22 protein-coding genes are annotated in these 26338 nt (G+C 66.1%); 20 read left to right on the top strand and 2 right to left on the bottom strand.

Translation table 11 applies throughout. The features are described 5' to 3' along the window. The first annotated feature begins 7 nt into the window (after positions 1–7). The 18 genes from V5B59_RS18160 (at position 8) to V5B59_RS18075 (ending at position 22503) form a co-directional block, all read left to right on the top strand. Positions 8–802: a hypothetical protein gene (locus tag V5B59_RS18160; RefSeq protein ID WP_169069355.1), complete on the top strand. Its 795-nt coding sequence runs from the start codon at positions 8–10 to the stop codon at positions 800–802. Next, positions 799–1656: a hypothetical protein gene (locus V5B59_RS18155; RefSeq protein ID WP_169069354.1), complete on the top strand. Its 858-nt coding sequence runs from the start codon at positions 799–801 to the stop codon at positions 1654–1656. The genes V5B59_RS18160 and V5B59_RS18155 overlap by 4 nt, the downstream gene beginning before the upstream one ends. Before the next feature lie 3 nt (positions 1657–1659). Further along, positions 1660–2820: a Pvc16 family protein gene (locus V5B59_RS18150; RefSeq protein WP_169069353.1), complete on the top strand. Its 1161-nt coding sequence runs from the start codon at positions 1660–1662 to the stop codon at positions 2818–2820. Continuing rightward, positions 2817–4952, top strand: a complete 2136-nt coding sequence (locus V5B59_RS18145) for an ATP-binding protein (protein ID WP_169069352.1) — start codon at positions 2817–2819, stop codon at positions 4950–4952. The genes V5B59_RS18150 and V5B59_RS18145 overlap by 4 nt, the downstream gene beginning before the upstream one ends. Beyond that, positions 4949–5236: a hypothetical protein gene (locus tag V5B59_RS18140; RefSeq protein WP_034913777.1), complete on the top strand. Its 288-nt coding sequence runs from the start codon at positions 4949–4951 to the stop codon at positions 5234–5236. The genes V5B59_RS18145 and V5B59_RS18140 overlap by 4 nt, the downstream gene beginning before the upstream one ends. Continuing rightward, positions 5237–5926 (top strand): hypothetical protein, encoded by a 690-nt coding sequence (locus V5B59_RS18135; protein ID WP_034913775.1) that lies wholly within the window; start codon positions 5237–5239, stop codon positions 5924–5926. It begins immediately after the preceding gene. A 9-nt stretch (positions 5927–5935) separates the two neighbouring features. Further along, a complete protein-coding gene (locus V5B59_RS18130) occupies positions 5936–6208 on the top strand; it encodes a LysM domain-containing protein (protein ID WP_169069351.1) in 273 nt (90 codons plus the stop codon). Positions 6209–6213: 5 nt separating this feature from the next. Then, positions 6214–7326 carry a phage late control D family protein gene (locus tag V5B59_RS18125; protein ID WP_034913773.1) on the top strand — a complete coding sequence of 371 codons (1113 nt, stop codon included), beginning with the start codon at positions 6214–6216 and terminating at the stop codon, positions 7324–7326. Next, entirely contained in the window at positions 7326–8045 is a 720-nt protein-coding gene (locus V5B59_RS18120; protein WP_169069350.1) for a phage baseplate assembly protein V, read from the top strand. The genes V5B59_RS18125 and V5B59_RS18120 overlap by 1 nt, the downstream gene beginning before the upstream one ends. An 8-nt stretch (positions 8046–8053) precedes the next feature. Further along, on the top strand, positions 8054–8353 hold the full coding sequence (locus V5B59_RS18115; RefSeq protein ID WP_034913770.1) for a hypothetical protein: 300 nt from the start codon (positions 8054–8056) through the stop codon (positions 8351–8353). Continuing rightward, entirely contained in the window at positions 8350–8724 is a 375-nt protein-coding gene (locus tag V5B59_RS18110) for a GPW/gp25 family protein (protein ID WP_034913766.1), read from the top strand. The genes V5B59_RS18115 and V5B59_RS18110 overlap by 4 nt, the downstream gene beginning before the upstream one ends. After that, the gene (locus V5B59_RS18105; protein ID WP_169069349.1) at positions 8721–11297 is read left to right on the top strand and encodes a putative baseplate assembly protein; all 2577 of its coding nucleotides are present in this window, start codon (positions 8721–8723) and stop codon (positions 11295–11297) included. Before V5B59_RS18110 ends, V5B59_RS18105 begins: the two co-directional genes overlap by 4 nt. After that, entirely contained in the window at positions 11294–14110 is a 2817-nt protein-coding gene (locus tag V5B59_RS18100; protein ID WP_169069348.1) for a hypothetical protein, read from the top strand. Before V5B59_RS18105 ends, V5B59_RS18100 begins: the two co-directional genes overlap by 4 nt. Continuing rightward, entirely contained in the window at positions 14107–16467 is a 2361-nt protein-coding gene (locus tag V5B59_RS18095) for a hypothetical protein (RefSeq protein WP_169069347.1), read from the top strand. The genes V5B59_RS18100 and V5B59_RS18095 overlap by 4 nt, the downstream gene beginning before the upstream one ends. Positions 16468–16479: 12 nt before the next feature. Next, a complete protein-coding gene (locus V5B59_RS18090) occupies positions 16480–20241 on the top strand; it encodes a DUF6519 domain-containing protein (RefSeq protein WP_169069346.1) in 3762 nt (1253 codons plus the stop codon). 4 nt (positions 20242–20245) lie between these two features. Further along, positions 20246–20869, top strand: coding sequence for a carboxypeptidase-like regulatory domain-containing protein (locus tag V5B59_RS18085; RefSeq protein WP_034909786.1), 624 nt, complete (start codon positions 20246–20248; stop codon positions 20867–20869). A 246-nt stretch (positions 20870–21115) separates the two neighbouring features. After that, on the top strand, positions 21116–22117 hold the full coding sequence (locus V5B59_RS18080) for an eCIS core domain-containing protein (RefSeq protein ID WP_169069345.1): 1002 nt from the start codon (positions 21116–21118) through the stop codon (positions 22115–22117). A gap of 17 nt (positions 22118–22134) precedes the next feature. Then, positions 22135–22503, top strand: a complete 369-nt coding sequence (locus V5B59_RS18075) for a hypothetical protein (protein WP_169069344.1) — start codon at positions 22135–22137, stop codon at positions 22501–22503. A gap of 138 nt (positions 22504–22641) precedes the next feature. On the opposite strand, the gene V5B59_RS18070 is transcribed toward V5B59_RS18075, so the two are convergent. Continuing rightward, positions 22642–22824 (bottom strand): hypothetical protein, encoded by a 183-nt coding sequence (locus V5B59_RS18070; RefSeq protein ID WP_034911169.1) that lies wholly within the window; start codon positions 22822–22824, stop codon positions 22642–22644. A gap of 40 nt (positions 22825–22864) precedes the next feature. Here V5B59_RS18070 and V5B59_RS18065 point away from each other — a divergent pair, with 40 nt between their 5' ends. After that, positions 22865–23638 carry an eCIS core domain-containing protein gene (locus tag V5B59_RS18065; protein WP_169069343.1) on the top strand — a complete coding sequence of 258 codons (774 nt, stop codon included), beginning with the start codon at positions 22865–22867 and terminating at the stop codon, positions 23636–23638. 46 nt (positions 23639–23684) lie between these two features. Here V5B59_RS18065 and V5B59_RS18060 read toward each other — a convergent pair whose 3' ends face one another. Further along, positions 23685–24608, bottom strand: a complete 924-nt coding sequence (locus V5B59_RS18060) for a DUF4399 domain-containing protein (RefSeq protein WP_169069342.1) — start codon at positions 24606–24608, stop codon at positions 23685–23687. A gap of 268 nt (positions 24609–24876) precedes the next feature. On the opposite strand from V5B59_RS18060, the gene ppk2 reads away from it, so the two are divergent. Continuing rightward, positions 24877–26127, top strand: coding sequence for a polyphosphate kinase 2 (ppk2, locus tag V5B59_RS18055; protein ID WP_169069341.1), 1251 nt, complete (start codon positions 24877–24879; stop codon positions 26125–26127). Positions 26128–26338: the final 211 nt, after the last annotated feature.

Below are 26338 nucleotides of genomic sequence, written 5' to 3'. Positions count from 1 at the left end.
CCGCGGCATGAACGAGCCCAAGGCCACGTTTACGGCGCCTGCCGCACAGCGCTGCTGCGCGCGAGCCTTCGGCAGCGCAGCCAGCGACCTCGACATCGCCTTCGCCGCCGTCGACCGGGCGAGCGCCGTGACTGCCTTGCTGGTGAGTTGTGTGTCCGACCCGCAGGGCCGTGCCATCGGCATCGACGAGCCCTGGACCTGGACCCTGAATCAGCGTCTGCAGGCACTGATCGCGATGCGCCTGGCTGCGGGCGACGCCACCATCGGGTTGCAGGTGGCCTGCAGCGCGTGTGGCGAAGCCATGGCCCTCGACCTGGATCTGCGCGCCTTCGCCGGCGACCCGGCAGCACCGCACTTCACCTGGTGTGATGACGACGGTACCGAGGTGTCGTTGCGCCTGCCCTGCGCTGACGATCTGCAGCGCTGGCGGCGCGACGGTGTGCTGGCGCAGGAGACGCTCGCCGCATCGCTGATCGAAAGCGTCGCCGGGCAAGCGGTGGGCGCGGATCATCGCCCGCCGGCAGCCTGGCTGAGTGCGCTCGACGATGCCTTCGCCGCGCACGATCCGCTCACCGCCCTGCAGTTACAGACCCGCTGCCCGGCCTGCGACCACGCCGAGCTTGTCGCCTGCGACCTCGAAGCACTGCTGCTCGAAGGCTTCGCGGGCACGCAAGCGAAAATGCTCGACGAGGTGCTGCAGCTCGCGTCTGCCTTCCACTGGAGTGAAGCGGAAATTCTCGCGCTGCCGCGCTGGCGTCGCGCGCACTACCTGCAGCAAATCGCTGCCCGGGGCTGGGCATGAGCGGCTATTTCGCGAGACTTGCCGCACAGATCGATGCGCGTGTCGGGACCGCTCCCGCTCCGCAGGCGAAGGCGATCGAGCCGCTCGAACAGCAGGTCGAAGTGCCGGCGCCGAACGCCGACACGACGGCAGCGCGCGTGGCGATGGCCCCGGCACCGGCAGCGCTCTTTCCACCGGTCGCGCAGGATGCCCGCGGCGTACCTGCTCCGCACCTGCCGCCGCCGCCACCAGCAACCCTGCTAGCCCGGCAGCGCGCCGAGTCTGCATCGCCCGTGTCTGCACCGGCGATGGCCGGCACGCCCTCTCCCGAGGCGGCGCGCTTGCCGACCTCAAGCTTGCGGCACGATTCGCTGGCGGTCGCGCCGGCTGGCGTGACCCTGGCAAGGGGAATCGATGCACCACTGTCGTCGCCCCCGTCGCTCCTTTCCCGGCAGCGTGTCGCGCAGCACCCGTCGGATGGCGCGGCGAACCCGCAACCCCTCCAGGTCGACGCAGCGACCCCCCCCGATCCCGGATCGATGCTCGCGCAGCTCGGCGTGCAGTTGCCGCCGGGAATGCCCTTCGCCTCGATAGAGGCAGAGGCAGCGCGCCGCGGGGTAATGAGCAGCAGCGAGCCGGCCACGCCGGTCACGATGCCGGTGCCACGTGTCGATGTCACTCGCCTGGAGCAGCGCGCCGTGGCAGCTGCCGCCATCGACCCCGTTCCCGCTGCGCGCAACGAAATCCGCATCGGCACCATCGCGCTCGCAGTACGCACCCCTGAACCGGCGCCTGCAGCGGTACCGCAGCCGGCGTTCGCAGCCATTCCGGCGCCGCGCTTTTCGTTGCAGCGCCACTACCTGCGCTGGGCTTGAGCCGTGTCGCTCGCCGCCAGCAGCGAGGCAATCGGCGCCGTCAGCGAACTGCTGAAAGTGCAGCTCGCGGCCAGGACCGGCATCAACGCGGTGGCCGTCGGCCGCCCCGAGGATGCCAGCAAGGCAGCAGTGGTCGGCGGCGGTGGCAGCTTCAACCTCTTCCTTTACCGCATCAGCATCGACGCCAACCTGCGCAACCGCCCGCTCGACGCCGGACAGGCGCCACCGGTATGGTTGGTGCTGCACTACCTGCTGACCGCCTTCGATGGTCCCGAGAGCGACTCGATCGTCGCACATCGGCTGCTCGGTCGTGGCCTGCTCGCCCTCAATGCGCTGAGCAGCGTGCGGCCCGACGCGAGCAACAGCGTGCTCGCCAGCAACCCCGATCCGCTGCGCCTGACCTTCGACGAGGCCGATGTGGAACTGCTTTCGCGGATCATGCAGGGCAGTGACGAGAAATTCCGCGTCGCAGCTGCATTCCAGGTGCGCCCGGTGATGCTGGCGTCCACTGCAGAGGCACCGGACTATGCGCTGCCGGTCAGGAGCATCGGCAAGCCGCTGCCACCGCCGCAACCGTACGAAGGCGCGAGCGTGCTGCCGAGTCTGGGCGCGCGCGTCCGTGCGATCGAACCCGAGCGCTTCAGCGCCGGCCAGCCGATCGTGTTGCGCGGCAGCGAACTCGCAGGCTACGACCAGATTCTGGTCGGTGCGTCGACTTATCCAGCAACCAGTACGCTCGATGGTGCGCTCACGGCGACCATTCCGTTGGCCGACACGATCAGCGCCGGCAGCTACCCGGTCTGCGTCGCACGCACCCTGCCCGACGGTCACCAGTTGAGCAGCAACGCGGTGGCCGGCCACCTGCTGCCGCGCGTCACCTCGGTCAACCTCGCCGGGCCGCTGACGCCGGTGCTCGGCAGGCTTTCCGGCACCTTCCTGGTGCACGGCAGCCAGCTCGGTGGCGCCACCGCCGCGACCTATGCGGCACTCTATCTGCAGGGCAAGGCGCAGTTGCTGCTCGAGCCGCAGCCCGGTGGCACGGCGACGACGCTCACGTTCACGGTGACCGACACGCAGGCGCTGGCTCCCGATCCGGACTACCGTGTCATCCTGCGCGTCAATGGCGAGCAGGCGCTCGACTCACCGCTGCTGAGCTGGACATGAACGCGCCGCTCGCATCCGCACCGGTGTTGATGAACCCCGACGTTGCCGTTGCCGACCCCGCCTGTGCGCTGTGGCTGGCACAAGTGACGCTGCGGCTGCGGCGTGAAGTGGCGTGGTGCTGGCATCAGCGCGGCGCAGATGCCGAAGCCCTGCCGGGTGCGCTGCCGCCAGCCGGTGATGCGCTGCAGGATAGTCTCGACCTGGCGCGCTTCCGCGACGAGAAGCGTGCATTTTTCGAACGCGACATCGCCGCCCGTTATCTGAGCGAGCGCCTCGCCGCGCTCGAACAACCGCGCTTGTCCCCGGTCCGCCGCGGTGATTGGACCTGGCTGGCCAGCGAATGTGCGCTGACCGCTGCCGCACAATTCGTGTTGGCCTGTGCGCTGGCCGGGCGTGCCGATGCCTCGATCGGTGCCGTCTGCGCGGCGTGCCAGAACGATCTGTCGCGCCCCTGGCCGACGCTGGCGCTGGCGCAGCGGCTCTGGGACGAACCTCTGGCGATCGCCGCCTGCGCCGACGCGAGCCACGCCCTGTTTCGCCACGGCCTCGTGCAGTTGCCGGCCGGGCGAGATTCGCTCGACTGGCAGCAGCCGCTGGAAATGCCGGCGCTGGTCGCGCAAGCCTTGCTCGATGGCCAGTGCCTGCCGTCGGGAATGCTGCGCCAAAGCGATATGGCGCCCGGCGAGTTGCCGCAGGAACTACTGCCGCTGCTGGCGCGTCTGCGCTCCGATGCTCCGACGGCAATGCAGCTCCTGCCCCTGCAGGCGCCGCGTGGCACCGACTTTGCCGCTTGGGCGCAGGCGCTTGCACAGGCGAGTGGGCGCGCTCTGATGATTCTTGCCGACGACGTGACGCCGGATCGGCCCGGCCTTGGCGCGCTTGCCACCGCCTGCTGGATGCAGGGCGCCGACCTGTTGCTGCCCGAGCATTGGCAGGCGTGCTGCGGCGCCGGCGTTTCCGAGCACTGGTTCGCGCCGCTGGCCGCTTTGCCGCTGCGCTGGTATTTGCCGGTGGTCGACGGCGGCATGGCGGTGCGCGGCGTGCCGGCGTCGCTGCTGTTGCCGACCTGCCTGCTGCCACCGCTCGACACCACGGCGCGCGCGCAACGGCTGGCGCTGACGCTGGCCGGCGCGCCAGCGGCAATCCGCGCTGCGCTTCCGGAAGCGGCACGGCGTTTCCGTCTCGCCGAGCGGCCGCTGGCGCGGGCCGCGGCGGCGGCGTCGGCATTGGGCTCTGCGGCCGGCGCGCATGAACTGTTCGCCGTCTGCCGGGCCGAGGCACGGCTCGAACTCGACGGCCTCGCCAATCTGGTCCACCCGCGCTTCGCACTCGGCGAACTGGTGCTGCCGCCAGCGCAGACCCAGCAACTGTGCGAAATCGTCTCGGCGATGGCCGTGCTCGGACGCGTACATTACGAGTGGGGGACGGCGCGCGTCTGGAACGACGCCGGCCTGTCGGTGCTCTTCTCCGGACCGCCGGGAACGGGCAAGACGATGGCTGCCGAGGCGCTTGCCAACGCGCTCGAGCTGCCGATGTACCGGATCGACCTTTCGCAGGTGGTCAACAAGTACATCGGCGAGACCGAGAAAAACCTGCGGCGCATCTTCGACGCCGCCGAGACCAGCGATTGCCTGATGTTCTTCGACGAGGCCGATGCGCTGTTTGGCAAGCGCACCGAGGTACGTGACGCGCACGACCGTTTCGCCAACATCGAGATCAGCTATCTGCTCGAACGTATGGAGCGCTTCAAGGGCCTGGCGGTGCTCGCCAGCAACCGCCGCAAGGATCTCGACGAAGCATTCACACGCCGGCTGCGCTACATCGTCGAGTTCCCGGTGCCCGGCGTCGTCGAACGCGAGCGCTTGTGGCGGCAGGCTTTCCCGCCGCGCGTGGACATTGTCGAAATCGATTGCCGCTGGCTCGCACAGCAGTTCGAACTCGCCGGCGGCCACATCCGCTCCGCCGCCTTCAACGCCTGCCTGCTGGCCGCCGGCCAGCGTCCCGAGGCGCCCGCGCAGGTGGGCATGCTGGAGGTGTTGACCGCCGTCAAGCGCGAACTCGAAAAGATGAATCGTGTCGCCGGTCACGAACAGTTCGGTCGCTATGCCGCCTTGATCGGGAGCCTCGCATGAACGTCGACATCGAACGCCTGGTGATCACGCTGCAGGGCTTCCCGGCGGGAATCGGCGAGCATTTGCCAGAGCAGCTCGACGGCGCCCTGCAGCGGCGACTGTCCGAATTGCAACCGGGTACGCTGGGCAGCGGCCTTGCCACGCTGGATCTTGGCGTCATCGATGCGCCGGCGCATGCCGATGCACAGACCCTCTGCAAACTCATCGCCGCCCGCCTGGGCGAGTGGGTGACGCACGCCCACGACCCTGCCAGCGCGCAGACAGAAGCCGGGGAGGACCGCTGAATGGCGCTCTTTCCCTTGCGTGGCGTGCTCGTCGAATATGGCGCGAACATCCTCGGGCCGATTCCGAACATCGTGATTTTCCAGTTCAACCCGGAAAACATGACGCGTACGATCACCATCCCGCCGCCGCCGGCGAGCGCATCGGCACGACCGCGGATCGAGACGCACGCCGCCGCGGCGCCACCTTCGGAGCGTTTCGAGATCAGCGCGCATTTCTCGGCAGCCGACGACCTCGGTGCCGGCGGCGCGGTGTCTGCCATCCCGCGTCTGTTCGGCGTCGGTCCGCAGATCGCGGCGCTGGAGAAGATGGTCTACCCGCAGAGCACGCCCGGTGGTCTGATCGGCGCGGCGATCGACGCGATCGGCGCGGCACTCTCGGGGTCGGGCAGCACGCCGCCGACGCAGCCGGTGCCCCGTGTACCGCTACCGCGCATCCTGTTCATCTGGGGACCATCACGGGTGCTGCCGGTGACCATCACCTCGATGTCCATCAGCGAACAGAAGTACGACCTGTTGCTCAACCCGGTGCAGGCCGAAGTCAAGATCGGCATGCAGGTTTCCAGCCAGGCACCGACCGATGATGCTGTCGGTGCGGGCGCCTACAAGTACACGCAAATGATCAAGGACACCCAGGCGACGCTGAATCTCGCCAAGGTGATCGAGTTTGCAGTCGATATCATTCCCTTCTGAGAGGCCGCCATGTTCCTCAAGAACTCGCGCTACCATGGTCTGCCGACGGTGACGGCAAAAGACCGCGCCGGTACCGAGGTCGCGGCCGTCAAGCTGCGGCTCCTGCCGATTCCTGCCGGCGACCCGGTGACGGTGCGTGCGCATGACCAGCTCGACACCCTCAGCGAACAGCGCTACGCCGACGCGACGCGCTACTGGCACATCGCCGACGCCAACAGCGAACTCGAAGCCACGTCGCTGCTGCAGCCGACTGGCCGGCCGATCACGATCCCCCGGAGCTGACGACGATGGCCAGGGCCGAATACCGAGTCTACTTCGACAATGTCCCGGCGACGGCGGCGCAGTTGGCGAGCATCAGCGAAATCCGCATCGACCAGGGCATCGGCATGGCGGCGGCGGCCGAGCTGGAGCTGCCGATCGCCACCAGCGACGCCGGCCTGTGGTCCGGCGTCGAAGACGACTTCGCGCAGCCCTTTGCGCGCGTGCGTGTCGAGGTCAAGGTGGCCAGTGACGATTTCGTGCCGCTGATCGACGGTCTGGTGGTCGGCAATCGCTACGAGCTGCAGGCCTCGCCCGACCAGAGCCGGATGACGCTGGTGGTGCACGACGACAGCGTCCAGCTCAACCGTGACGAGAAGGTCGCTCTCTTCGAGGACATGTCGCCGCAGGACATCGTCACCAGCCTGTTCGAGGAAGCTGGTCTGACGCCCGACGTGGACGCGCTGCCCGCTGCCGGAGCGGCGCTGCAGCGCGTGGTCGTGCAGCGCGGCACCAGCATGCAGTTGCTGCGCGATCTCGCCAAACGCTACGGCATGTTCGCCTATGTGCGCCCGGGCGCAGCACCGGGGGCGAGCGTTGGCGCTTTCAAGCGGCCACAGTTCGCGGCGACCGACCTGCCCGAAATCCTGCTGCTCGGCGACCAGCGCAACGTCGCGAGTTTCTCTGCCGAGTTCGACGCGCTGCGGCCGCTGCGCGCGCGTGCCGGCAGCGTCGCCCTTGCCGACCGCAGCGTGCTTGCCAGCAGTGCCGATGCTGCCGCCGGCACGCCGCTCGGCGACGCTCCGGCGCACGACCTGACGCAGCCGGCGCTGACCCTGCTCACCGGCACGCGCGAGGAGCAGAGCGACCTCGACGCCGCCACCGCGGCCACCGTCGATCTTTCGTCCTGGGCCTACGCTGCCAACGGCGAAGTCGACATCGACGACTACGCGGGCGTGCTGCAGCCGTACCGGCTGCTGCGCGTACGCGGCGTCGGCGGCTATTTGTCGGGTGACTACCTGATCGGCCAGGTCACGCATGTGCTCACCGACAGCAGCTACCGGCAGCGTTTCGCACTGCACCGCAATGCGCGCTCGGCCGGCAGCACGGGTGGCGGCGGACTCTTCGCGGGAGTGTTCTGATGGAAAGCGGAACCCTCGAACGTCTGGTGGTGGAACTCGCGACGCAGTCGCGCACGCGCCACTTCGGCAAGTACCGTGGCCTGGTCACCGACAACCAGGATCCGGCAGCGATCGGCCGCATCAAGGCGCAGGTTCCCGAAGTGTTCGGCGATGCCGTGCTCACCCCCTGGGCCACACCCTGCGCACCCTATACCGGCGCCGGGGTCGGTTTGCACAGCATCCCACCGATCGGCGCCGGCGTGTGGATCGAATTCGAAGCCGGTGACCCGTCGCGACCGATCTGGAGCGGCGGCTGGTGGGGAAGCAGCGACCTCCCGGCCGACCAGAACGGCACGCCAGCCAAACCGCCGCTGAAAATCCTGCGCAGCGAACAGGGCTTGCTGGTCGCGCTCGACGACGACGCGAAGACCCTGACGCTCTCCGATGCCAACGGTAGCAACTTGTTGACGATCAGCGTCAACGACGGGCAGATTCGCGTGCAGGCGACGAGCAAAGTGATCGTCGAAGCGCCGTTGATCGAACTCACCGAAGGCGCGGCACACCCGCTCGCCTTCGGCGATTCGCTGCTGCAGTACCTGAATCAGTTGGTCAGCATCTTCAATACGCATATGCATGTCGGCGAAACGGTGATCGGCATCCCGGTGACCCCGATCGTTCCTGCCACCCCCTTTCCCCCTGCGACGCCGACGCTGTTGTCGACGCGCGTCACCACCGGCTGAGGAACACCATGGCCAACCCACTCAAGGCAGGCCGGATCGACGACTTCGCGTTCAGTCTTGCGGCCTACATCGACCAGGCGATGCACAACGAATGGCAGGCGGTGAAGGGCGAATCCCTGCCCGACAGCGATCAGGGCGCACAGGACCGCAGGATTCTCTTCGCGGCGATCGCCCAGGGTGTGCTGAAGTTTCTCGCCGATCACGGGAGCGACCTGATCACCAGCGAAGAGAGCGGCAACGGCGGACTCGACAAGCACCGGCACAGCATGGCCTTCACCGTCGACACTTTCAGGACGCCCCTGCCATGAACGGTCGTCATCTGGCTTTCCCCTTTCATGTCGGCACCGACGGGCGTACCGCGACGCCCTCCGGTCTGGCCGAGCATATTCGCGGCGAGATCATGCAGTTGCTGCTTACCGCACAGGGCGAGCGCCCGTTCCTGCCGAGTTTCGGTGCCGGGTTGCGGCGGCTGGTGTTCCAGCAGAACGACGATGCGACAGCGGCGATCAGCAAGGCGCTGGTGAGCCAGAACCTTTCGCGCTGGCTCGGGCACCGCGTCACCGTCGAGGCGCTCGATGTCAGCGCCGACGACGCCACACTCAACGTGGACCTGCGCTACCGCGTGCTCGCCAGCGGCGAGGTTCGCAGCGTGCGCTTTCAGCGGCAGGGGGCGAAATGACCCGGCTAGGCAACGAGGAGCGGCTCGAGGACCGCGCGCGCGACCTCGACGGCAAGGGGCTGAATGCCTTCAGGCTCGCCTACGTCACCCTCGACGCTGCGCCAAAGCCGGCTTTCGCCTGGCTCGACGTCGAATTCTGGAATGCCAATGCGCTTGCGCCATTGCCGCCCAGGGAGGCTTTCAAGATTCAGGGGGCGACTCGTCAGCGTTCCGGCAACCCGGCACGAGCGGTCGCAGTGGTGCAGGTGCTGCCGGGCACCGGCAACACGCTGCGCTTGCAGATCGCTCCGGTCGGCGATTACTCGACCTACCTGTTGTCGACCACCAGCGCCGGTCTAGGCGCCCCGGACAATGCCCTGCCGCTGGCGATGGACCCCTTGCTCAGCACCTTGCCGTTCAAGTTTCGCCCCGGCTGTTTCAATCTCAATTGCACGCCGTCGGAGAAGGGCAGGCCAGCGCCGGCAGAACCCGAAATCGACTACCTCGCGCGCGACTACGACTCCTTCCGGCATGTGCTGATCGCCGCGATGATGCGCCGCGTTCCCGGCTGGTCACCGAGCAGCGAAGCCGACCTCGACCAGGTGCTGATCGACCTGGTCGCCGCCGATGCCGACGAGCAGGCCGACTACCACGACCGCGTCATGAACGAGCGCGCGCTCGCGACGGCACGCAAGCGTGTGTCGCTGGCGCGGCATGCGCGGCTGCTGGACTACCACATCCACCAGGGCAATCAGGCCAGCACCTGGCTGGCTCTCGAAGTGGCCGGCATGGTCGACCTGCCGGCGACGAGCAATGATGAGTTCGGCGTCTGGAGTGGCCGTGCCTGGCAGGACGACGACGCAGTCATTTTCGCGATCGCGCGCGACGGCGGACCATGGCGCCGCCGCTGCTTCGCGCCGCTGAACCGCTTGCGGCTCTATACCTGGGGCAAGACGGTGACGGCGCTCGCCGCCGGCAGCACCGAAGCCGACCTGACGGCGGCGACGCCGCTCACGCAGGCCGAGGCCGAAGCGCTGCGCGACTTCTTCCTCGGCACGCATGCGAGCCAGGTGCCGGGTCCCGGTGCCGTCGACGTGAACACTGCCGTCGACCAGTTGCTGATCCAGGAGGCGCTGAACCCCGAGACCGGCACCGCCAACGGCAGGCGCATCGCGCAGCGGCAGTTGCTGCAATTGTTGCCCCTGCATGGCCCGATCACGCGCGCCGAGGCCCTGCAGGACCCATTCACCGGCGAATGGCTGGTACGCGTGCGCTGGCGTGCCGAAGACGCGCTGCGGCAGAACTTCTGCTTCGTCTGCGACTGCGCAGGCCAGCCGGTCGAAGACGTGAGTCTGTTCCACGCCAACCTGCTGCGCGTGACGCAAGGGCGGCCGCGCATCACCACCTTCCGCGCGCCGGGACAGCCGCTTGGCGGGGCCGATGAGCGAAGCTTCGTCGCCAGTGATTCGGTCAGTTACGAGATCGTGCTGCGCCAGGCTGGCAGTGCCTCTCCGCTGCGCGGTGTGCTCTGCCCGCTGCCGGCCTCGCCGCTGGCCTACCGCGCCAGCGCGCCCGGCGGCGAGACGCCGACGCGAACGACCGCGCAGGTCATGGTGCAGGGTTTTGCCGAGCCGTGGCAGGAACAATCGGACCTGATCGAAAGCCAGGGGGACGACCAGCACTTCATCGTCGAGACCGACGAGCTTGGTGGCAGCTCGCTGCGTTTTGGCGACGGCAGCAACGGCGCAGCCTTGCCCACGGGCGCCTTTGTGCAGTGCCGTTATCGCGTCGGGCAGGGCAGTCAGGGCAATGTCGGCGCCGACAGCCTCGTCGGCTTCGTGGACGCCAGCGGCGCCGTGCAGCGCGTGTGGAATCCGTTCGACGTCACCGACGGTCGCGATCCCGAAACCGCCGCCGAGATCGTTCGCCGCGTGCCCGAGGCCTATCGCCAGCACCAGTTGCGTGCCGTCACCCTCGATGACTACGCCAGGCGTGCCGAGGAACTGCCAGGAGTTGCGCATGCCCGCGCCCGCTATGCCTGGACCGGCAGTTGGCGCTGCGTGCAGGTGGCCATCGACCCGGCAGGCAGCATCGAGCTGACCGAGCCGCTGCGGCGCGCGCTCGCCGATCACCTCGACGCGGTCCGCCTGATCGGCGAGGATCTGGAGGTGCGCGCGGCGCACTATGTGCCGCTCGACATCAAGCTGACCCTGTGTGCGCAGCCGGCCTACTGGCCCGAGGATCTGCAAGCGGCACTCGAAGAGGAGTTTTCCGATGGCTGGACGCGCGACGGTCGCCACGGCTTTTTCCACCCGGATCGGTGGACCTTCGGGCAGTCGCTGTACGCGAGCCAGTTGATCGGCCGTGCGCTCGCCGTCACCGGCGTCGGCCGCGTCCTGCGCGCCAGCATGCGGCGTTGGAACCCGGGCAGCGGTGGCGGCCTGACCGAGATCGACATCGACCCCTCGGCGCTGCCCGAATCGCGCCTGGAGAAGATTCCTGTCGGGCCGTTCGAGATCATCGTCGTTGCCAACGACCCCGATCACCTGGAAACCGGTCGCATCCGCTTCGAAATCACCGGAGGTCGCCGATGAGCTGTACCAACGATTGCCGCCAGCCGGCTGCTTTCCCGAAGACGGTCGACAACCGGCCGGGCCTGAGCACCATCGACTACCGCATCGGCAGCTACGCCGACCTGCGCGAGCACATGCTGTCGCGGCTGGACGCGAGTACGGTGCTCGCCGAGTGGACGCACCGCCTGCCCGACGACCCCGGCATCGCGCTGATCGAAGCCGCCGCCGAGGTCGGCGACATTCTCAGCTTCTACCAGGATCTCTACGCCAACGAGGCCTATCTGCGCAGCGCCAAGTGGCGCGACAGCGTCGCCGACCTGGTGCGCCTGCTGGGCTACCGGCTCGCGCCAGGAGTCGCGGGACGCGCGCGTTTCGCGTTCGCGGTGAAGGGTACACAACCCGTGCTGCTGCCGGCTGGCCTGGGCATCCAGGCGCAGCTCGCCGGCGACGACAAGCCATCGGTTTTCGAGACCGGCGTCCAACTGCTCGCGCAGCCGGCGCTTTCGCAGTTTCATCTGTATCGGCCGCGCCAGGTACCCGACATTCGTTACGGCAGCGACACCTTCACGCTATTGGTCGATGCTGGCGTCGCGGTGCAGCTCAAAGCCGGCGACCGCATCCTGGTCGGCGTCGCCCGCGCTGCTGGCGAAGCGTTCGATCATACGCAGGTGATGGTCGTAGACAAGACCTGGGAAGCCTTTGGCAGTACCGTCGTGAAGATGCAAGGCGGCATCACCAGCCTGAAGAAGCCGCCACGCTTCAGACTGCTGACACCACCGCGCCTCGTTTCGGCAACCTTGCCGGCTGCGACTTCGCTGTTCACGCCACTGCTGCAGCCGCTGTCGCTCAAGATCGCGTCACCACTGTCCTTCCTGACGCCAGGTCTCGTTGCTCAGCCGCTGGCACGGCCGCTGCTCGCGGCCGGGCTCGGCGTGCCCACGCTCGCGTCGACGCCGCGCCTGCGGGCCTGGAAACTTGCCGGAACACACCGCCACTTCGGGCACAACGCACCAGCCACGCAGGTCGATGTGGACGACAAGGGGCGCGCGACCACCAGCCAGGTGTCGTATGTGCGCAAGCTCGCCGCCACCACCGCCGCACCGGCCGTACCGTCGCTGCAATCGACGCAGATGCCGCTCGACGGCGAGGTCAGCAGCGTGGTCGCCGGCACGCGGCTGCTGATCGAGGCCAACCTCAGCGTCGGCAGTAACGCGAGCAATCGCCGCAAGCGTCTGCTCGAACGTCGCATCGCGCAGGTCGATCGGCAATCACTGGCTTGGGGACCACTGAGCGGTGCCAGCACGGTGCTGACGCTGGACGAGGACCTGGCGATCAGCGAAAACGGCAGCACGCTCGGCTATGCCGACATCCGCGGCATCAGCTTTCACGAGGTCGTCGGCGAGCCTTTCGAGTTGCGCGCCGACTTCGTGCCGACGGCCGCGACCCGCGGGAAGGAACTGCATTTCTATGGCACGGTCGGTGAAGCCGCCGCGCTGGCCAGGCGCAGCCTGCTGTTTTCCGGCCCAGGCCCGGCTCTGGTCGCCGCCACCGCCCTGTCCGTCGCCAGCGACGATGGCGGGCAGCCGGGCTGGCATCGTGTGCAGCTCGACCGCGAATTCGACTACACGCAGTTCGACCACAGCGCACCGCAAGTCACGGTGTACGGCAACCTGGTCGAAGCGACACAGGGTAAAACCGAGGCCCGGATCACACTGGGAGACGGCGATGCACGCGCAGTTTTCCAGACCTTCGCGCTACCCAGGACGCCGCTCACCTATCTGCTCGACACGACGCAGGTGCCGCCGCTGCTGCCGCAGTTGCAGGTGTGGGTCGATGGCGTCGCCTGGACGCGCGTAGACAGTCTTTTCGGGCGTACGCCAAGAGAGCACGTCTATATCGTGCGTGAGGATGCCGACGGCAAGAGTTGGGTGCAGTTCGGTGACGGCAAGAGCGGCGCGCGTTTGCGCTCCGGTCGTGGCAATGTGCTGGCGGTCTACCGCAGTGGCGCGGGTGCGCACGGGCTGCTGCAGGCCGACGCGAAACCACAGGCCGACAAGAAGGTCGCCGGACTCGAAGCGGCTTTCCTGCTCGAAGCGGTGACCGGCGGTGCCGAACCTGAGGGTGCCGATGGCGCACGCCTGGCTGCACCGGGAACCATGCAAAGCCTGGGCCGTATCGTCAGTCTGGCCGATTACGAGGCCGAGGCACTGGCCATTCCCGGCGTGCTGAAGGCGCGCGCTGCCTGCACCCAGGTCGACGGCGCCGCGCTGGTGCGCGTCACCATCCTCACCGCGAGCGCTGCGGCAGCCGATGCCACAGCCGCCAGCGACGCGCTGCGCGCAGCGGTGGGCGCACGCGGCGCCAGGCGCTGCCCGTTGCTGGTCGTGGCAGGTGCGCGCACGCCGGTGTCGCTGCATCTGGTGGTGGGTTACGACCCGACCCGACGCACCGAAGACCTGCGTCTGGCGATCCTCGAAGCCCTGGGAGCGAGTGGCGAAGAGGGCAATGGCGTCGATTCGTCACGAGGTCTGTTCAGTTGGCAGCAGCGGCAATTCGGTGAAGGGGTGCACGGCTCGCAGGTCGTCGCCGCCGTGCAGCAGGTAAGCGGTGTGATATGGGTGCGGCTTACTGCGCTCGCCGTCGCCAGGCCACCGCTGGTGCAGGCGAAACCGGGCCTGCAGTTGAGCCCAGCGCTGTTCCAGCCGGCGCTGTCGATCGCCAATGTTCCGGCGACACAGCGCTCGCTGGCCTGCGCCGGCGACCGGCTGCTGGCGCTGCAGGCGACGGCGCTGCAGTTGCAGTTCGCCGCTGACGAGCCAGGAGGGCTGCCATGAGCTCGCCACGCCGGCCGCTGTACGAGCGGCTTCCCGAGGTGTATCGCATTCGCGACAGTGAGCAGACGCCGCCCGGACAACTCGCAGCATTTCTCGGCGTCATCGAAGACGCCTTCGCAGCGCTGCATGCCCGTACCGACGCACAGTATCACGACCTCTTCATCGAACACTGCGATGACTGGGTGGTGGCCTACCTCGCCGACCTGCTGGGCACCTCTCGCCTGGCTGGCAACCCGTGGACGCTGCGCGCCGATGTCGCGCGCACGGTTTTCCACCGCCGCCGCAAGGGCACGCTCGGCGCCGTCGAGTCGCAGGTCTTCGCGCTCTCGGGCTGGGCGGCGCATGCGGTCGAGATGCGCGAGCGCCTGGCGTGGAACCAGCACCTGAATCACCAGCGTCCCGACGCCGGCGGAATGCCGCCACTGCGTCTCGCCAGCGAGTTCACCGCCGCCATCCGCGGTGGCACCGCGACACTGCGCGATCCGGCGCTGCTCTCGCTGACTGGTGGAGCTTTCGATGCGTGCGCACGGGTGGTCGACGTCAAGCCGCCGACGCTGGGCCTGTCGGGCTGGAACCTGCCGAATCTGGCGGTGCTGTTGTGGCGGCTCGAAGACTTCCAGGTGCCTTTGTCGCGGCCGCTGTTCCGGCAGATCGCCGCCATTCCGCCGTCACCCGGCGCTGCTGCCCTGGCCGTGCGCTTCGACGTACAGGCACAGGGCGAGCCCTGGCCGCTGTTCAACCGGCATCGTTTCCATGCCGATGCAGAACCGCCGCGCCTCGGCGGCGAAGACGAAGTACCGGACCGGATGCCGCCGGCACGGCTCAGCGACGGTACGCCAGCCGGCCGCCCGGCGAGCTATGTCAGCGTGCAGACCTACACCGACCCGCGCGACGCGCATCCCGGCTCCGACCCGGTCGGGCTGGTGCTGCACCTGCCCGAAACGCCCTTCCTCGGGCAGGCCTGGCGAATTCGCGGCGCCAATCTCTGTGCCTGGGAGACTGGCATCGCACCGCCGCTGCGCGACTGGGAAGTAGCGATCGACCCCGAACGTGGCCGGTTGGTGTTCGGCGTGCCGGATGCCGACCCGGCGACACAGGCCGAACCCCTGGCAGACGGCCTGCTGGTGTCGGCCTGCTATGCGCAGGCCGGTCCCAGCGGTGCGCACCCCGTGCAGCGTTTGCCTTTGCCGGCCAGCTGGCCTGGCGAGCAGGCCTATGAGGTCAGGCGCATCAACTGGTTCGACGATGCTTTCGCGCTACAGCATGCGCTCGACGACCTGCCGAACCGCTCGCAAGCGCTGCTCATCGAGATCACCGACAGCCAGACGCATGTCCTCGACCTCGGCGCGATCGCCGGCATCGGCAACGACGCCGGTGTTCTGTCGCTGCGCCTCGCGCAATCCCTATGGATTCGCAGCGCACCCGGTGAACGGCCGGTAGTCCGCCTGCTGCAGCCGCTGCGGGCGCGGCCGACGCAGATCGGCGGAGTCGGGGCAGCCAATGCCGAAGTCCTTGAACTGCTGCTCGAAGGCCTGTACCTGACGCGCGCTGCGGCGTTCCCGGCTGGCGATGCGCTGCTGATGCAGGCGGCTCTCGGCCAGTTGCGCATCCTCGGCTGCACACTCGATCCTGGCGGCGGGCTGCTGCTCGACGGTAGTGCCAGCGATACGCGCGCGCCGATTCGCGAAGCGCTGCGCCTTACCAAGGACTATGGTCTCGCCCCCGCCGAAAGCGATGCTTTCGATCAGGTGCCGGCCGTGGCACTGGAACGTAGCATTGCTGGTCCGCTGGCGATCGACAGCGGCTACCTGCTGACGCTGGCCGACAGCATCGTCGATGCCGGCAGCGGCAGCACTGCGACGTTGCCGGCCCTGGCGCTCGGCGCCGCCACCGGCAACGCCGATCTGGCATGGGGCCCGGACCTGGTGGTGCGCGGCCTCACCGCCTTCGGCCGCGTGCGCGTGCAGACCGCGCGCGGCGAAGGCGGCCTGTTCGTGCACCGCCTCGAGGTGCACGACAACCAGGACAGCCACACCGTCGATGTCAGCGTCGGCCAGCGCGGCAGTTGCCTGAAATTCTGCTGGTTCAGCGGCGACCATGACCGCTTGCCGCAGCACTTCGGCTGCGTCTTTGGCCGCGAGGCACGGCTGCGCTTCAGTGCCGAGTGCTTTGGTCGCCCGGGTTATGCACAGCTACGGCTCGACTGTGACCGCCGCATCCGCGAGGACGGCCCGGCCAGCGATGAGATGGGCGCATTCGGGTATCTGCGCAACACGCACAAATGGAAAAACATCGGCATCCGGCTGCAGGAATTCATGCCAGTCGGGGTGCGACCGGTGCTCATTCCGATCACTTAGGGGATCACTATCATGAAGGGCGACTTCTCCTTCCTCGCATTCGATACGGCGCCTCATTACAGCGGCGTGCTGCACCAGCAGGGCCGCGTGCTGCTGGACCGCGACTGGAACGAGGCGGCGGCGATCGCCAGCAGGTGGCGCACCGTGGTCGCTCGCGATGCCTTCGGCGACGGTCTGTTGGCGGTGCCGGCGGCAAACCCGGCCGGCTTCAAACTGCAGGCCGCCAGTAGCGATGGCATGCTGGTCAAGGTCGATCTCGCTGCCGGCCGGGCGTGGGCCGATGGTCTTTCGCTGACGCTGGCCGCCCCATCGAGTTTCCTCGCTGGCTATTTCGCGCCGCCTTTCCAGACGCCGCAAGCGGCGCCGTCCACGATCGCCGATGGCGTTCGCGACCTGGTCGTTCTCGATGTCTGGGAAGACTCGGTCAGCGGTTTTCAGGACCCGTTGAACCTGATCGAGCCGGCGCTGGGCGGGCCGGACACGACCGAGCGTACGCAGGCCTTCGTCAAGCTGCAGTTGCTGCGCCTCGGTCCCAACGATGACTGCAGCGCCGCCGCCGACCTCGCCGACGACTTCGGCGCCAAGGGCAAGCTGACGGTCTCGCCGGCGCCGCTGCTGACCATCACCGGCGACTGTCCGCTCGCTGCCGGTGGTGGCTACAGCGGCCTCGAACACTACCTCTACCGTATCGAGATCGCCGACCCGGATGCCCTGGGTCAGGCGCGCTTCAAGTGGTCGCAGTGGAATGGCGGTCTCGTCGGCCGTGGTCTCTACGCAGCCGCTGCGCCGGGTAGCGGCACGGTCACGATCACCGCCAACGACCAGATGATCAACCATTGCGGGGTCAGCGATTTCCATCTCGAAGCGCTCGTCTTCGACGCGGCCCTGGGCGCCTGGCAGGTCACGCTGAGCGCCGATGCCACGCTGGCGCAGGATGGCGTACTGTCACTGACCCAGGTGCAGGGCGTCTGGCCGGCGGCAACCCCGGCGAGCGGTTTCTTCCGACTCTGGAACGGCATCGCCCGGGTGGCCGATTTTCCGGTCGGCGGCGCCAACCCGGTCGAGTTGAAGGACGGCATCCGGGTCGAGTTCGAGGCGGCGACCGCGAACAACGCCAACTATCAACCTGGCGACTACTGGACCTTCCCGGTGCGCGCGTCGGGAGTCGCTTTCGAGCCACCGCTGTGGCCGACCAAGGCGCCGCCGCAGGGCGTGCGGCATCGTCGCGTCGCGCTCGGCATCCTCAACTGGAACGGCCCGCCGCCGCTGAGCATCAGCCATGCTGCCGGCGACATCGACGACTGCCGACGCATCTTTCGACCGCTGAGCAACCAGAAAATATGTTGCACCTTCCTCGTCGGTGACGGCCGCAACAGCCACGGTGACTTCGATTCGATCGAAGAAGCGCTGCAGCACCTGCCCGTGAACGGTGGCGAGATCTGCCTGCTGCCCGGCCTGCACCAGACCAATGCGCTGATTGCCGGCCGGCGCAACGTCAGGATCAAGGGCTGCGACACCCAGACCAAAGTGATTCCGCGTGAGCAGGGCGCAACGCTGCCGATGTTCACGATTCGCGATGCCGAGAACGTCAGCCTCGAGCACCTGGACATGGTGACGCTCGGCGGCACCGCCATCGTCATCGAGGCGAGCCAGGCCGCTGGCAGCGTCGACATCGAGATCGCGTACAACCGCATTCTTGCCTGCAGCAACGCCATCCACGCGCGCCAGGCGAAAGGCGTCAACATCCACCACAACCGCATCCGCATGCTCGACAAGCGCGGCAGCGATGTGGCGATCCATCTCGCCGGCGACGATAGCCGGATCGAGCGCAACGACATCCGCCTGTTGCCGGCGCCGGACATGCCGCCGCTCGACGTGCCGACCGAGACCGATCCGGTCGACCCCACCGATCCCTGTGCCAGGCTGGTGATCGTCTATTTCAATCCGCGGCTGTTCGTGCGCTATGTCAACCAGGTGTGGGCGATCAAGCTGCCGTCGCTAGTCGTGCTGAAGCAGCCGTATCGGGCGCTCGGCGGCATTCGACTGGGCAACGCTTGCGAGCGTGTGCGCGTACTCGAGAACGTGATCGTCGGCGGCGCCGGCAACGGCGTGACGCTGGGGGCTTCGCCGCTCGCGCCACTGCCGGAGCCGGAACATGTGTTCACCTTGCCGCAGGAAGCCGGTGTGACGGTGCGCGTCATCGGTCCCGATGGCAAGCCGCGCGCCGGCGTACAGATCACCTTGACCAACACGGCGACCAACGAGGCGCGCTCGTTCGTCACCGATGCCGACGGCAGCTTCCTTTTCGGCAGCAACCCGGCGACCTTCCGCGTCACCGAGGGCGAGCCCGGTTTCGTGATCGACAAGCTGGATCTGCAGCCGATCCAGAACGATCAGTCCTTCGTGCTGACGATCGTGCTGAAGGCCGACGAAGCGCCGAACCCCGAGAACTCCGGCTTCCTTTACGATATCACCATCGAGCGCAACGAAATCGCGGCGATGGGATTGTCGGGCATCGGTACCGGCGCCGTGTCGGTGCCGGCGGCAGCCTTGCGCGCCAATGCACTCGCTGCTGCACGCCGGCAGCTCGGCACCCCGGTGGTCGGGCTCGCGATCCGTGGTAACCATATCAGTGGCTGTCTGCAGAACCCCTTCGACAACGCGCTGCGCCTCACCGCGGCGTCGCAGGGACTGGGCGGCATCTCGCTCGGCATGTGCGAAGCGCTGGCCATCGTCGACAACGACATCGAGCGCAATGGCGTCAGCGGCGCCAATCCCGTTTGCGGCATCTTCGTCGCCTATGGCGAGGACGTGGAGATCGCGCACAATCGCCTGGTCGATAATGGACCGCTGACCCCGGACGTGAGCAGCGAGGATCTGATCGCCGGCCGGCGCGGTGGCATCGTGTTGAATCTCGTTGCCAACTTCAATCTGCTCGACGCACGTGCCCTTGCCCAAGGCGAGACTTTCAACTCGCGGCCGGCAGCGCGCATCCACGAGAACCTGGTCGACCAACCGGTCGGGCTGGCGCTCTATGCGATTGCTTTCGGTCCGCTGCAGTGCACCGACAACGTCTTTTCCAGCGAGCTGTCGGGACTCTCCGTACAGGAGCGCATGGCCGGCACGGTCTTCATCTACGACCTCGGCGGTGTCAACCAGGCCGCGGCAGGGATGCGTCTGCAGCGCGCCAGCACGCTGCAGACGGCCGAGGCGAGGCCGCAGATCGTTCCCGAGAAGGACGCGGCCGCGCCGGTCAGCGAGAGCGCCGCCATCGACGCGCAGGCGGCGGCTCTGCGCGCGGCTGCATCGCACGCCGCCCCCGCGATGCTGCTGCCGCAACGGGCAGCGGCAGTGGAGCAGCTCTTCCCGGCAGGCAAGCTGATGTTCAACGACAACCAGTCGCGTACCGGGCAGAGCAATACCAGCGCGAGCTGTCAGCTGCTGGCAACGCTCGATGACCTCGCGTACCAGGACAACCAGTCATTCAGTCTGCGCAGTGGCAACCTGATCGCCAACGCCCTGCTCTACGGCAACACCCTGCGCGCTACCGGCAATCGTCTCGGCGAGCGCGGCGCCGAGACACTGCTGTCGCTGCTGTCCCTGGGGGTTCGTCTCAACAATACCAGCTTCAACCAGGGAGACCACTGCATCGTCGCCAACGACATGAACCCGGCGATGGCCGAGGTCAAGGTCGGCAACCAGATCCTCAACCCCGGCAGTCTGTGCGCGAGCCGCAGCATCGTTGCCGCGATCCTCTTCAAACCACACGGGTGACACCATGGCCCTGATATTGAACACCGGACAGAACAGTTACAAAAGCGACCTCGCAGGCCTCTTCGAGACGCTGCAGGAACAGCGCAGCGAACTGTTGAGCATGGTCCGCGACGTGCAACTCGCTGCCCGCCTGCTCGCCGTCGCCGAGGCGCGCCGCCTCAGCGAACTGGCGGGCGACGATCCGCGTGTGGCGCACTACCTGAACAGCAGCGACGCGATCCTGCGCCGTGCCGCTGCACTCGAGATCGAGACCGAGATCGCCAACATCCGCGTGCCGCCGCTCACCAAGAGCGAGACCCTGCTGCAGGGCCGCATCACCGACGAGTCGGCGAGGGCGACTGCGCATGTGACGGTGACGCTGGTCGACGAGAAAGGCGCCCCGGTGGTGGGCGTAGCGTCGGTGGAGACCGACGACTCCGGCTACTACGCGTTCATTCTGCAGCCGGCGCAGGTCGACGCCATCGGTGCCGGGCGCAAGCTGACCTTGCAGGTCGGCAGCGCCAGCGGCAAGCTCGTGCCGGCCGCGGCGCAAGCGTTCACGCTGGCGAGCGGCGAGGTGAAGGTCAGTGAAACGCGGTTGCAGCCGAGCGAACTGGAGAAGCTGCGGCTGCGTCCTGTTCAAAGGTGATACACATTGAGGTAGCCAGCCATGTTGACGTCAATGCACAAGAAGCCGTCCTCCCCAGGCGCCGCGTGGTTTTCCCCGACAGGACCGGTAGCGACGCTACCGCGAGCAGCCATGGTCATGCGCCAGAGCGCGTCGACCTGTGCCTGCGGGGGATCTTGTCCGCGCTGTCAGGCCAAGTCCAGCCTAAAAATAGGTGCTCCGGACGATCACTATGAACGGGAAGCAGATCGTGTTGCGGATTCGGTGATGAGCGGCCGCCAGGATGATCCGGTGCACGCAATTTCCCCAGGCATGCACTTGAAGCTCTCCCGCAAGGTGCTTGAACCGGACGAAGTATTGGACAGCGTTCTCCCAGCCGAAGGCACGTCCGATTCCGAACAGCCCGAAGTTGCCGAACCCGAGAACCTGCAACGCAGCGCCACCGCAGAAGCCGATGCCGTGACGCCTCAATATGAGCGAACCCTCCAGCAGGCTGTCCACAGCGGTGGCGAGCGCCTGCCGACAGCGACGCGCGCGTTCATGGAAAGTCGCTTTGGCCGGGATTTTTCCGCGGTTCGCTTGCACCGCGACGAGCAGGCGGGCAGCCTCGCGCAGCAAGTCCATGCACGTGCTTTCACCGTCGGCAGCGACATCTTTTTTGCCCAGTCCCAGTACCAGCCATCTTCGCACGCAGGGCAGCACCTGCTCGCTCATGAACTCACCCATGTGGTGCAGCAATCCGACGGTCGCTTGTCGAGACAGATCATGCGATCTCCGGGCACCCCTTGCAGCAGCTACCCCGGATACAATGCGTCCATTGACCGGCGTACCTACAATTGTTCCGGCCTGGCGCTACGCACCTATCGATTTACTTCGCCACCGTCCGCCGTATATACCGAAATGGCGGCGAATTTCATCAACCCGGTTTGCCCGGTGGGCAATTGCAAGGCCGGTCAAGTGAAATTCTGGCTATGGCAGTACGACATCCGCACCGAGGACGATCTGGGTACCATCATCAATCCGACCTGGCGAGATTTTCATATCGTCGGTGGCCGGATGGATGCCATGGGTAACGACCCCAGCGATGTCCTCAGCAAGAACGGACCGCGTCCAATCCACGGCCCCGGCACTGGCCCTAGCTTTCGGCCTGCGTCCAGAGACCGCGCCCTCGATGCCGACGACAACCCGGGCACCACGGCCGCAGGACGCCCGCTCTACAAGGTTCGCAGCAACATGAGCGAAATCATCAGTTGCGCAGGATGTTCCTGAGCGATGAGCTGCCTGCCGTGACCTCCATGGACCTGGCTTTTCCGGAAGGATGCATCGAATGCAGGATCGGGGACTATATCATTCGCCGCCATGCCGATTCTCTCTGGTATGTTTACCGGCTGGAAGACATCTTGTCGGTCAAACGTCTGGTTCCGAGTCAGACACGACCGATGACGCTGGTCGCCGAAGAGGATCTGCTCGACTCGATGACTCCGGCTTACTTCGCAGAGGTGCAGTTTCTGGTCAGCGCTTTCGACCCCGGTCATGCCGATGAATCCATCGCTCGGCAAGCCATTCAGAAGAAGGCCATGAGCGAGCGAGCGCAGGGACTACTGCGGGCTGCGCGCGAGTTTTCCCGAACGGATTGCCGGGTCGTCCGAACATAGACGGCCATCGAGCGGTGTAATGTAAAAGTCGCGCCAGCGACCCACGAATCTCCCCTCCCCACTTGCGGGGGAGGGGTCGGGGGAGAGGGAAACGGTCATTACTTTTCTTGGCACCCCCGATCATGAAAGTCATGACCGTTAGCCCCGATGGGAGCAGAACATGCGATTGATTGAAAGAACCAGCATCTCCAGGTTGGCGCAGGCACAGCGCGGAAGGACCACTCCGCCAGCGTCGGCCATACCCTTGTCGCCAGCGACGTCGAGATGCGCCTGCGGCGGCAGTTGTCCGCGCTGCGCGACGAATCTGGCCCAGATCAACATCAGCGAGCCTGGGGGCTTCCATGAGCAGGAAGCCGACCGGATGGCGGCAAAGGTCGCGACGGGCTTGCCTGCCTCTGCCTCGGCGACCGACAAAGCAGATTCGGTGGCAAAGGAGGATCCACGAATCCGGGCCGGTGACTCCGAGATCGGCTTGAACGGCAAGCCCCTCAGTCCTGAACTGCGTGCTCGTTTTGAACCGGGCCTGGGCGCCGATCTTTCGCAGGTGCGGATTCATACCGGGCCACAGGCGCAGGCGCTGGCTGCTCCCCTGCAAGCCGAGGCATTTACGCTGGGACGGCATATCGTCATCGGCGATCCATATTTCCAGGCCGCTTCGTCCGACGGACAGAATCTGTTGGCGCATGAGTTGGCGCATACCATCCAGCAGGGTGCTGCTGGTAAGGCAGGCGCAGCGCGGACGGCAGGTTCGTCGGGTCCGATGATCATGCGTCGGCTGATTCGCACCGCCAGCATCAATTTCCTTTGCGGCAGTTCTGACCCCTTCCTCAGGAGCCCACCCAGTGGCTTCATGCACTTGAACACGGGCGAAACACAGATTTCGATCAGCACCAATATTCAATGGGACAGACCGGCAAGTTGCGGGTCGGGCAGCCAGTTCTTTATGACCTTATTCCGTCATCGCAGCGTATGGTGGGATGCCAATGAGGGTACGAAGACCCTCAACGTGGGCACGCCAGATGCAGCGGTCTGGTCGGGGCTGGACGAAGATTCCGACTACTACTTCGAGATTCGTTCCAACAATACCAATCCGAACTGTTGTTTGACCGGATCCATAGACGTCAATACACCGTAATGCGCTTGCCCTGGATTCTCCTGAAAGAGCGTCAAGGCAATCGAAGTCACTTGCGTGGCGACTGAACTTGCGTTACCACGGTCAACGTGAGCTGGTTTTTCAATAACACCTGCCCATCGCCAGCCAGGAACGAAACCTCCAGGTCATATTCGCCAGGAGTCAGATCCAGGATCGTTTCAGTCTGGCCATCGCTCAAGCGCACGCGCGTCACGGAAGACCGATTTTTCCGGATATTCAACACAAAATACCCGGTGTCCGGGATCGAGGTTTTTTCCGGCGCCACGCCCGGGCCGATGACGCCAAGCTTGACCAGAAACGGACTATCGACGCTTTCGCCATCGCGAATATTCTTGACATAAACCAGCCTGGACTCGCTCGGTGGTGTCGAAACTTCATCCTGATACCATTTCTGGCAGGTTTCGTTGAACCGTTCCGAATTGATCCTGGGCGGTGCGGATTCCTTGCGGTTGGCGATGACGTTGACGGTGATTTTCCGGCTGAAGACGTAGTACGGTCGGTGATCGTAATCGGCAAATAGCAGGCGCAGGGTGTGCGGTCCGGGAGGAAGATCGAGAATGGTGGCGGTCTGTCCCTTGCCGAAATGCCGATATTTGTCGGAGAAGGGTATGGGGTCGGTGATCGACGAGGGCAAAGGTGTATCAATCAACAAGTGGTGATGACCGCTTTTGTCCCTTTTGTGGCCGGCGGGTATCACTCCCATACCGCGGATGCCGAATTCCACCCAGAATGGCGTGCGAACCTGAAATCCGTCTTCCAGGTTCGAGAAGGTCACTGGCGTGGACTCGGCAAACAGATTCAACGCAGTTCGCTCGGAAGTATGTTGCAACCAGCAGCGGCGCTCGAGGGGATCATCCGGCAGGGGCTTCGCCATCACCGTATTGCACATCAGCAGCAGCACCGCAGGTAAAACCTTATATTTATGCATCAGCAGCCTTTCGCGGCAAGCCATCCTAAGGAGTATGGCAGATTCTACCGCATCGATGGTCCTGCATCCGCCTTCGCAGGCTGACATCGACGTCGATAATCTCACAGAGCGATTGCCAGGAGAACTTTTGCAGGGGAAGCGACGGAAAAGACCAATAGTGCAGAAAAGTTGCGGTCAATGGCATTCAAGTGATTGAAGTGCCGGACATATCGGCGCTATCATCACAAGTCCAGCCGATCAGCGGCCTGGCCTCATTATTTTGCGACAGAACATACCCCTTGGAGAGAGACAGATGGACAAGAGAACTCCGCCGCCCGCAGCAGGCGCCGAGAACCCGGCCGGAGCCGCCGGAAATACCGAGGCTGCGGCCGCCAAGTCGGCAACACGAGCCCCCAGAACACGTGCTGCTGCGTCGACGCGCGCCGCACCACGCAAGGCGTCGGCCGGCGATATTGCGCCGGCGCGTACACCCGCTGGCATGGAAGCCTTTGACGTTGCCGAGGCTGCCTCAGCGGCCATAGAGCAGAAGAAGGTTGCGCTGAATGACATCATTGCGCATGTTTCCGTAGGTGATACGGCTTCGCTCGCCAAGACGCTGGAAGCGATCATGACCGGTGCATCGCCCGATGATGCGCAAGCGCTGCGCAAGGCCCTGCTCAGCAAGGAGGAACCGCCGGCGGCCAAGGTCGAAACCAGCCCCGACGACGAACTGGCGACGAGCTGGCGCGACACCAATTCCTATCCCTACCGCAACCTGATGTCGCGCAAGGCGTACGAGAAGCAGAAGTATCGTCTGCAGGTGGAACTGCTGAAGATGCAGAACTGGATCAAGGAAACCGGACAACGGGTGGTCATCATTTTTGAAGGTCGCGATGCTGCCGGCAAGGGTGGCGCGATCAAGCGCTTTACCGAGAACCTCAACCCACGCGGTGGTCGCGTGGTCGCGCTGGAGAAACCGAGCGAACTGGAACGTGGCCAGTGGTACTTCCAGCGCTACGTGAAGCACCTGCCGACGGCCGGCGAAATCATTTTCTGCGACCGCTCCTGGTACAACCGTGCCGGTGTCGAGCGCGTGATGGGCTTCTGCACCGATGTGGAGTATCAGGAGTTCATGCGCCAGACGCCGGAAGTCGAACGTACGCTGGTGCGCAGCGGCATCCACCTGATCAAGTTCTGGTTCTCGGTCAGCCGCAAGGAACAGCGCCGCCGCTTCAAGGAACGCGAGGTACACCCGCTCAAGCAGTGGAAGCTGTCGCCGATCGACCTGGCCTCGCTCGACAAGTGGGACGACTACACCAAGGCCAAGGAGGCGATGTTCTTCCACACCGACACCGCCGAAACGCCGTGGACAGTGATCAAGTCCGACTGCAAGAAGCGTGCGCGTCTGAACGCCATGCGTTACGTCCTGCACAAGATGAACTACACCGGCAAGGACGTCAACGCCATCGGACCGATCGATCCACTGCTCGTCGGCCGTCCGCACGTGGTTTACGAACCCAGTGGATCGGCCGCTCCGACGGCAGCGCGCACAGCGATCCTGTAGTCTGCAGCGACTGCGGTCGCAGGGCGCGGCAAGCGCCCTGTGACCGCGTCGATGGACTGGTCGGATCCTGCATGCCCGGCGGCGTCGACTCCCTCCGGCGTCACGGCAAGCGGCGGAAAGGCGCTGACCGGTATCGATCCAGGCTTACTGGCTTTAGCGATCGTAAGCGATGGGTACGGCAGAACCGCATGCCGACGTTCAACCCTACAAA

Source organism: Candidatus Accumulibacter contiguus, from assembly GCF_036625285.1.
GTDB classification, from domain to species: domain Bacteria; phylum Pseudomonadota; class Gammaproteobacteria; order Burkholderiales; family Rhodocyclaceae; genus Accumulibacter; species Accumulibacter contiguus.
Note: the sequence above shows the minus strand (reverse complement) of the source record. Positions and strands in the feature narration are given on the sequence as shown.

Coding starts and splice junctions, on each gene's coding strand:
- V5B59_RS18110 (WP_034913766.1), top strand. CDS start 8,350: ATGAACGGTCGTCATCTGGCTTTCCCCTTTCATGTCGGCACCGACGGG.
- V5B59_RS18090 (WP_169069346.1), top strand. CDS start 16,480: ATGAAGGGCGACTTCTCCTTCCTCGCATTCGATACGGCGCCTCATTAC.
- V5B59_RS18140 (WP_034913777.1), top strand. CDS start 4,949: ATGAACGTCGACATCGAACGCCTGGTGATCACGCTGCAGGGCTTCCCG.
- V5B59_RS18080 (WP_169069345.1), top strand. CDS start 21,116: ATGAGCGGCCGCCAGGATGATCCGGTGCACGCAATTTCCCCAGGCATG.
- V5B59_RS18155 (WP_169069354.1), top strand. CDS start 799: ATGAGCGGCTATTTCGCGAGACTTGCCGCACAGATCGATGCGCGTGTC.
- V5B59_RS18130 (WP_169069351.1), top strand. CDS start 5,936: ATGTTCCTCAAGAACTCGCGCTACCATGGTCTGCCGACGGTGACGGCA.
- V5B59_RS18135 (WP_034913775.1), top strand. CDS start 5,237: ATGGCGCTCTTTCCCTTGCGTGGCGTGCTCGTCGAATATGGCGCGAAC.
- V5B59_RS18125 (WP_034913773.1), top strand. CDS start 6,214: ATGGCCAGGGCCGAATACCGAGTCTACTTCGACAATGTCCCGGCGACG.
- V5B59_RS18115 (WP_034913770.1), top strand. CDS start 8,054: ATGGCCAACCCACTCAAGGCAGGCCGGATCGACGACTTCGCGTTCAGT.
- V5B59_RS18065 (WP_169069343.1), top strand. CDS start 22,865: ATGGCGGCAAAGGTCGCGACGGGCTTGCCTGCCTCTGCCTCGGCGACC.
- V5B59_RS18085 (WP_034909786.1), top strand. CDS start 20,246: ATGGCCCTGATATTGAACACCGGACAGAACAGTTACAAAAGCGACCTC.
- V5B59_RS18095 (WP_169069347.1), top strand. CDS start 14,107: ATGAGCTCGCCACGCCGGCCGCTGTACGAGCGGCTTCCCGAGGTGTAT.
- V5B59_RS18145 (WP_169069352.1), top strand. CDS start 2,817: ATGAACGCGCCGCTCGCATCCGCACCGGTGTTGATGAACCCCGACGTT.
- V5B59_RS18105 (WP_169069349.1), top strand. CDS start 8,721: ATGACCCGGCTAGGCAACGAGGAGCGGCTCGAGGACCGCGCGCGCGAC.
- V5B59_RS18160 (WP_169069355.1), top strand. CDS start 8: ATGAACGAGCCCAAGGCCACGTTTACGGCGCCTGCCGCACAGCGCTGC.
- ppk2 (WP_169069341.1), top strand. CDS start 24,877: ATGGACAAGAGAACTCCGCCGCCCGCAGCAGGCGCCGAGAACCCGGCC.
- V5B59_RS18070 (WP_034911169.1), bottom strand. CDS start 22,824: ATGTTGATCTGGGCCAGATTCGTCGCGCAGCGCGGACAACTGCCGCCG.
- V5B59_RS18100 (WP_169069348.1), top strand. CDS start 11,294: ATGAGCTGTACCAACGATTGCCGCCAGCCGGCTGCTTTCCCGAAGACG.
- V5B59_RS18120 (WP_169069350.1), top strand. CDS start 7,326: ATGGAAAGCGGAACCCTCGAACGTCTGGTGGTGGAACTCGCGACGCAG.
- V5B59_RS18060 (WP_169069342.1), bottom strand. CDS start 24,608: ATGGCTTGCCGCGAAAGGCTGCTGATGCATAAATATAAGGTTTTACCT.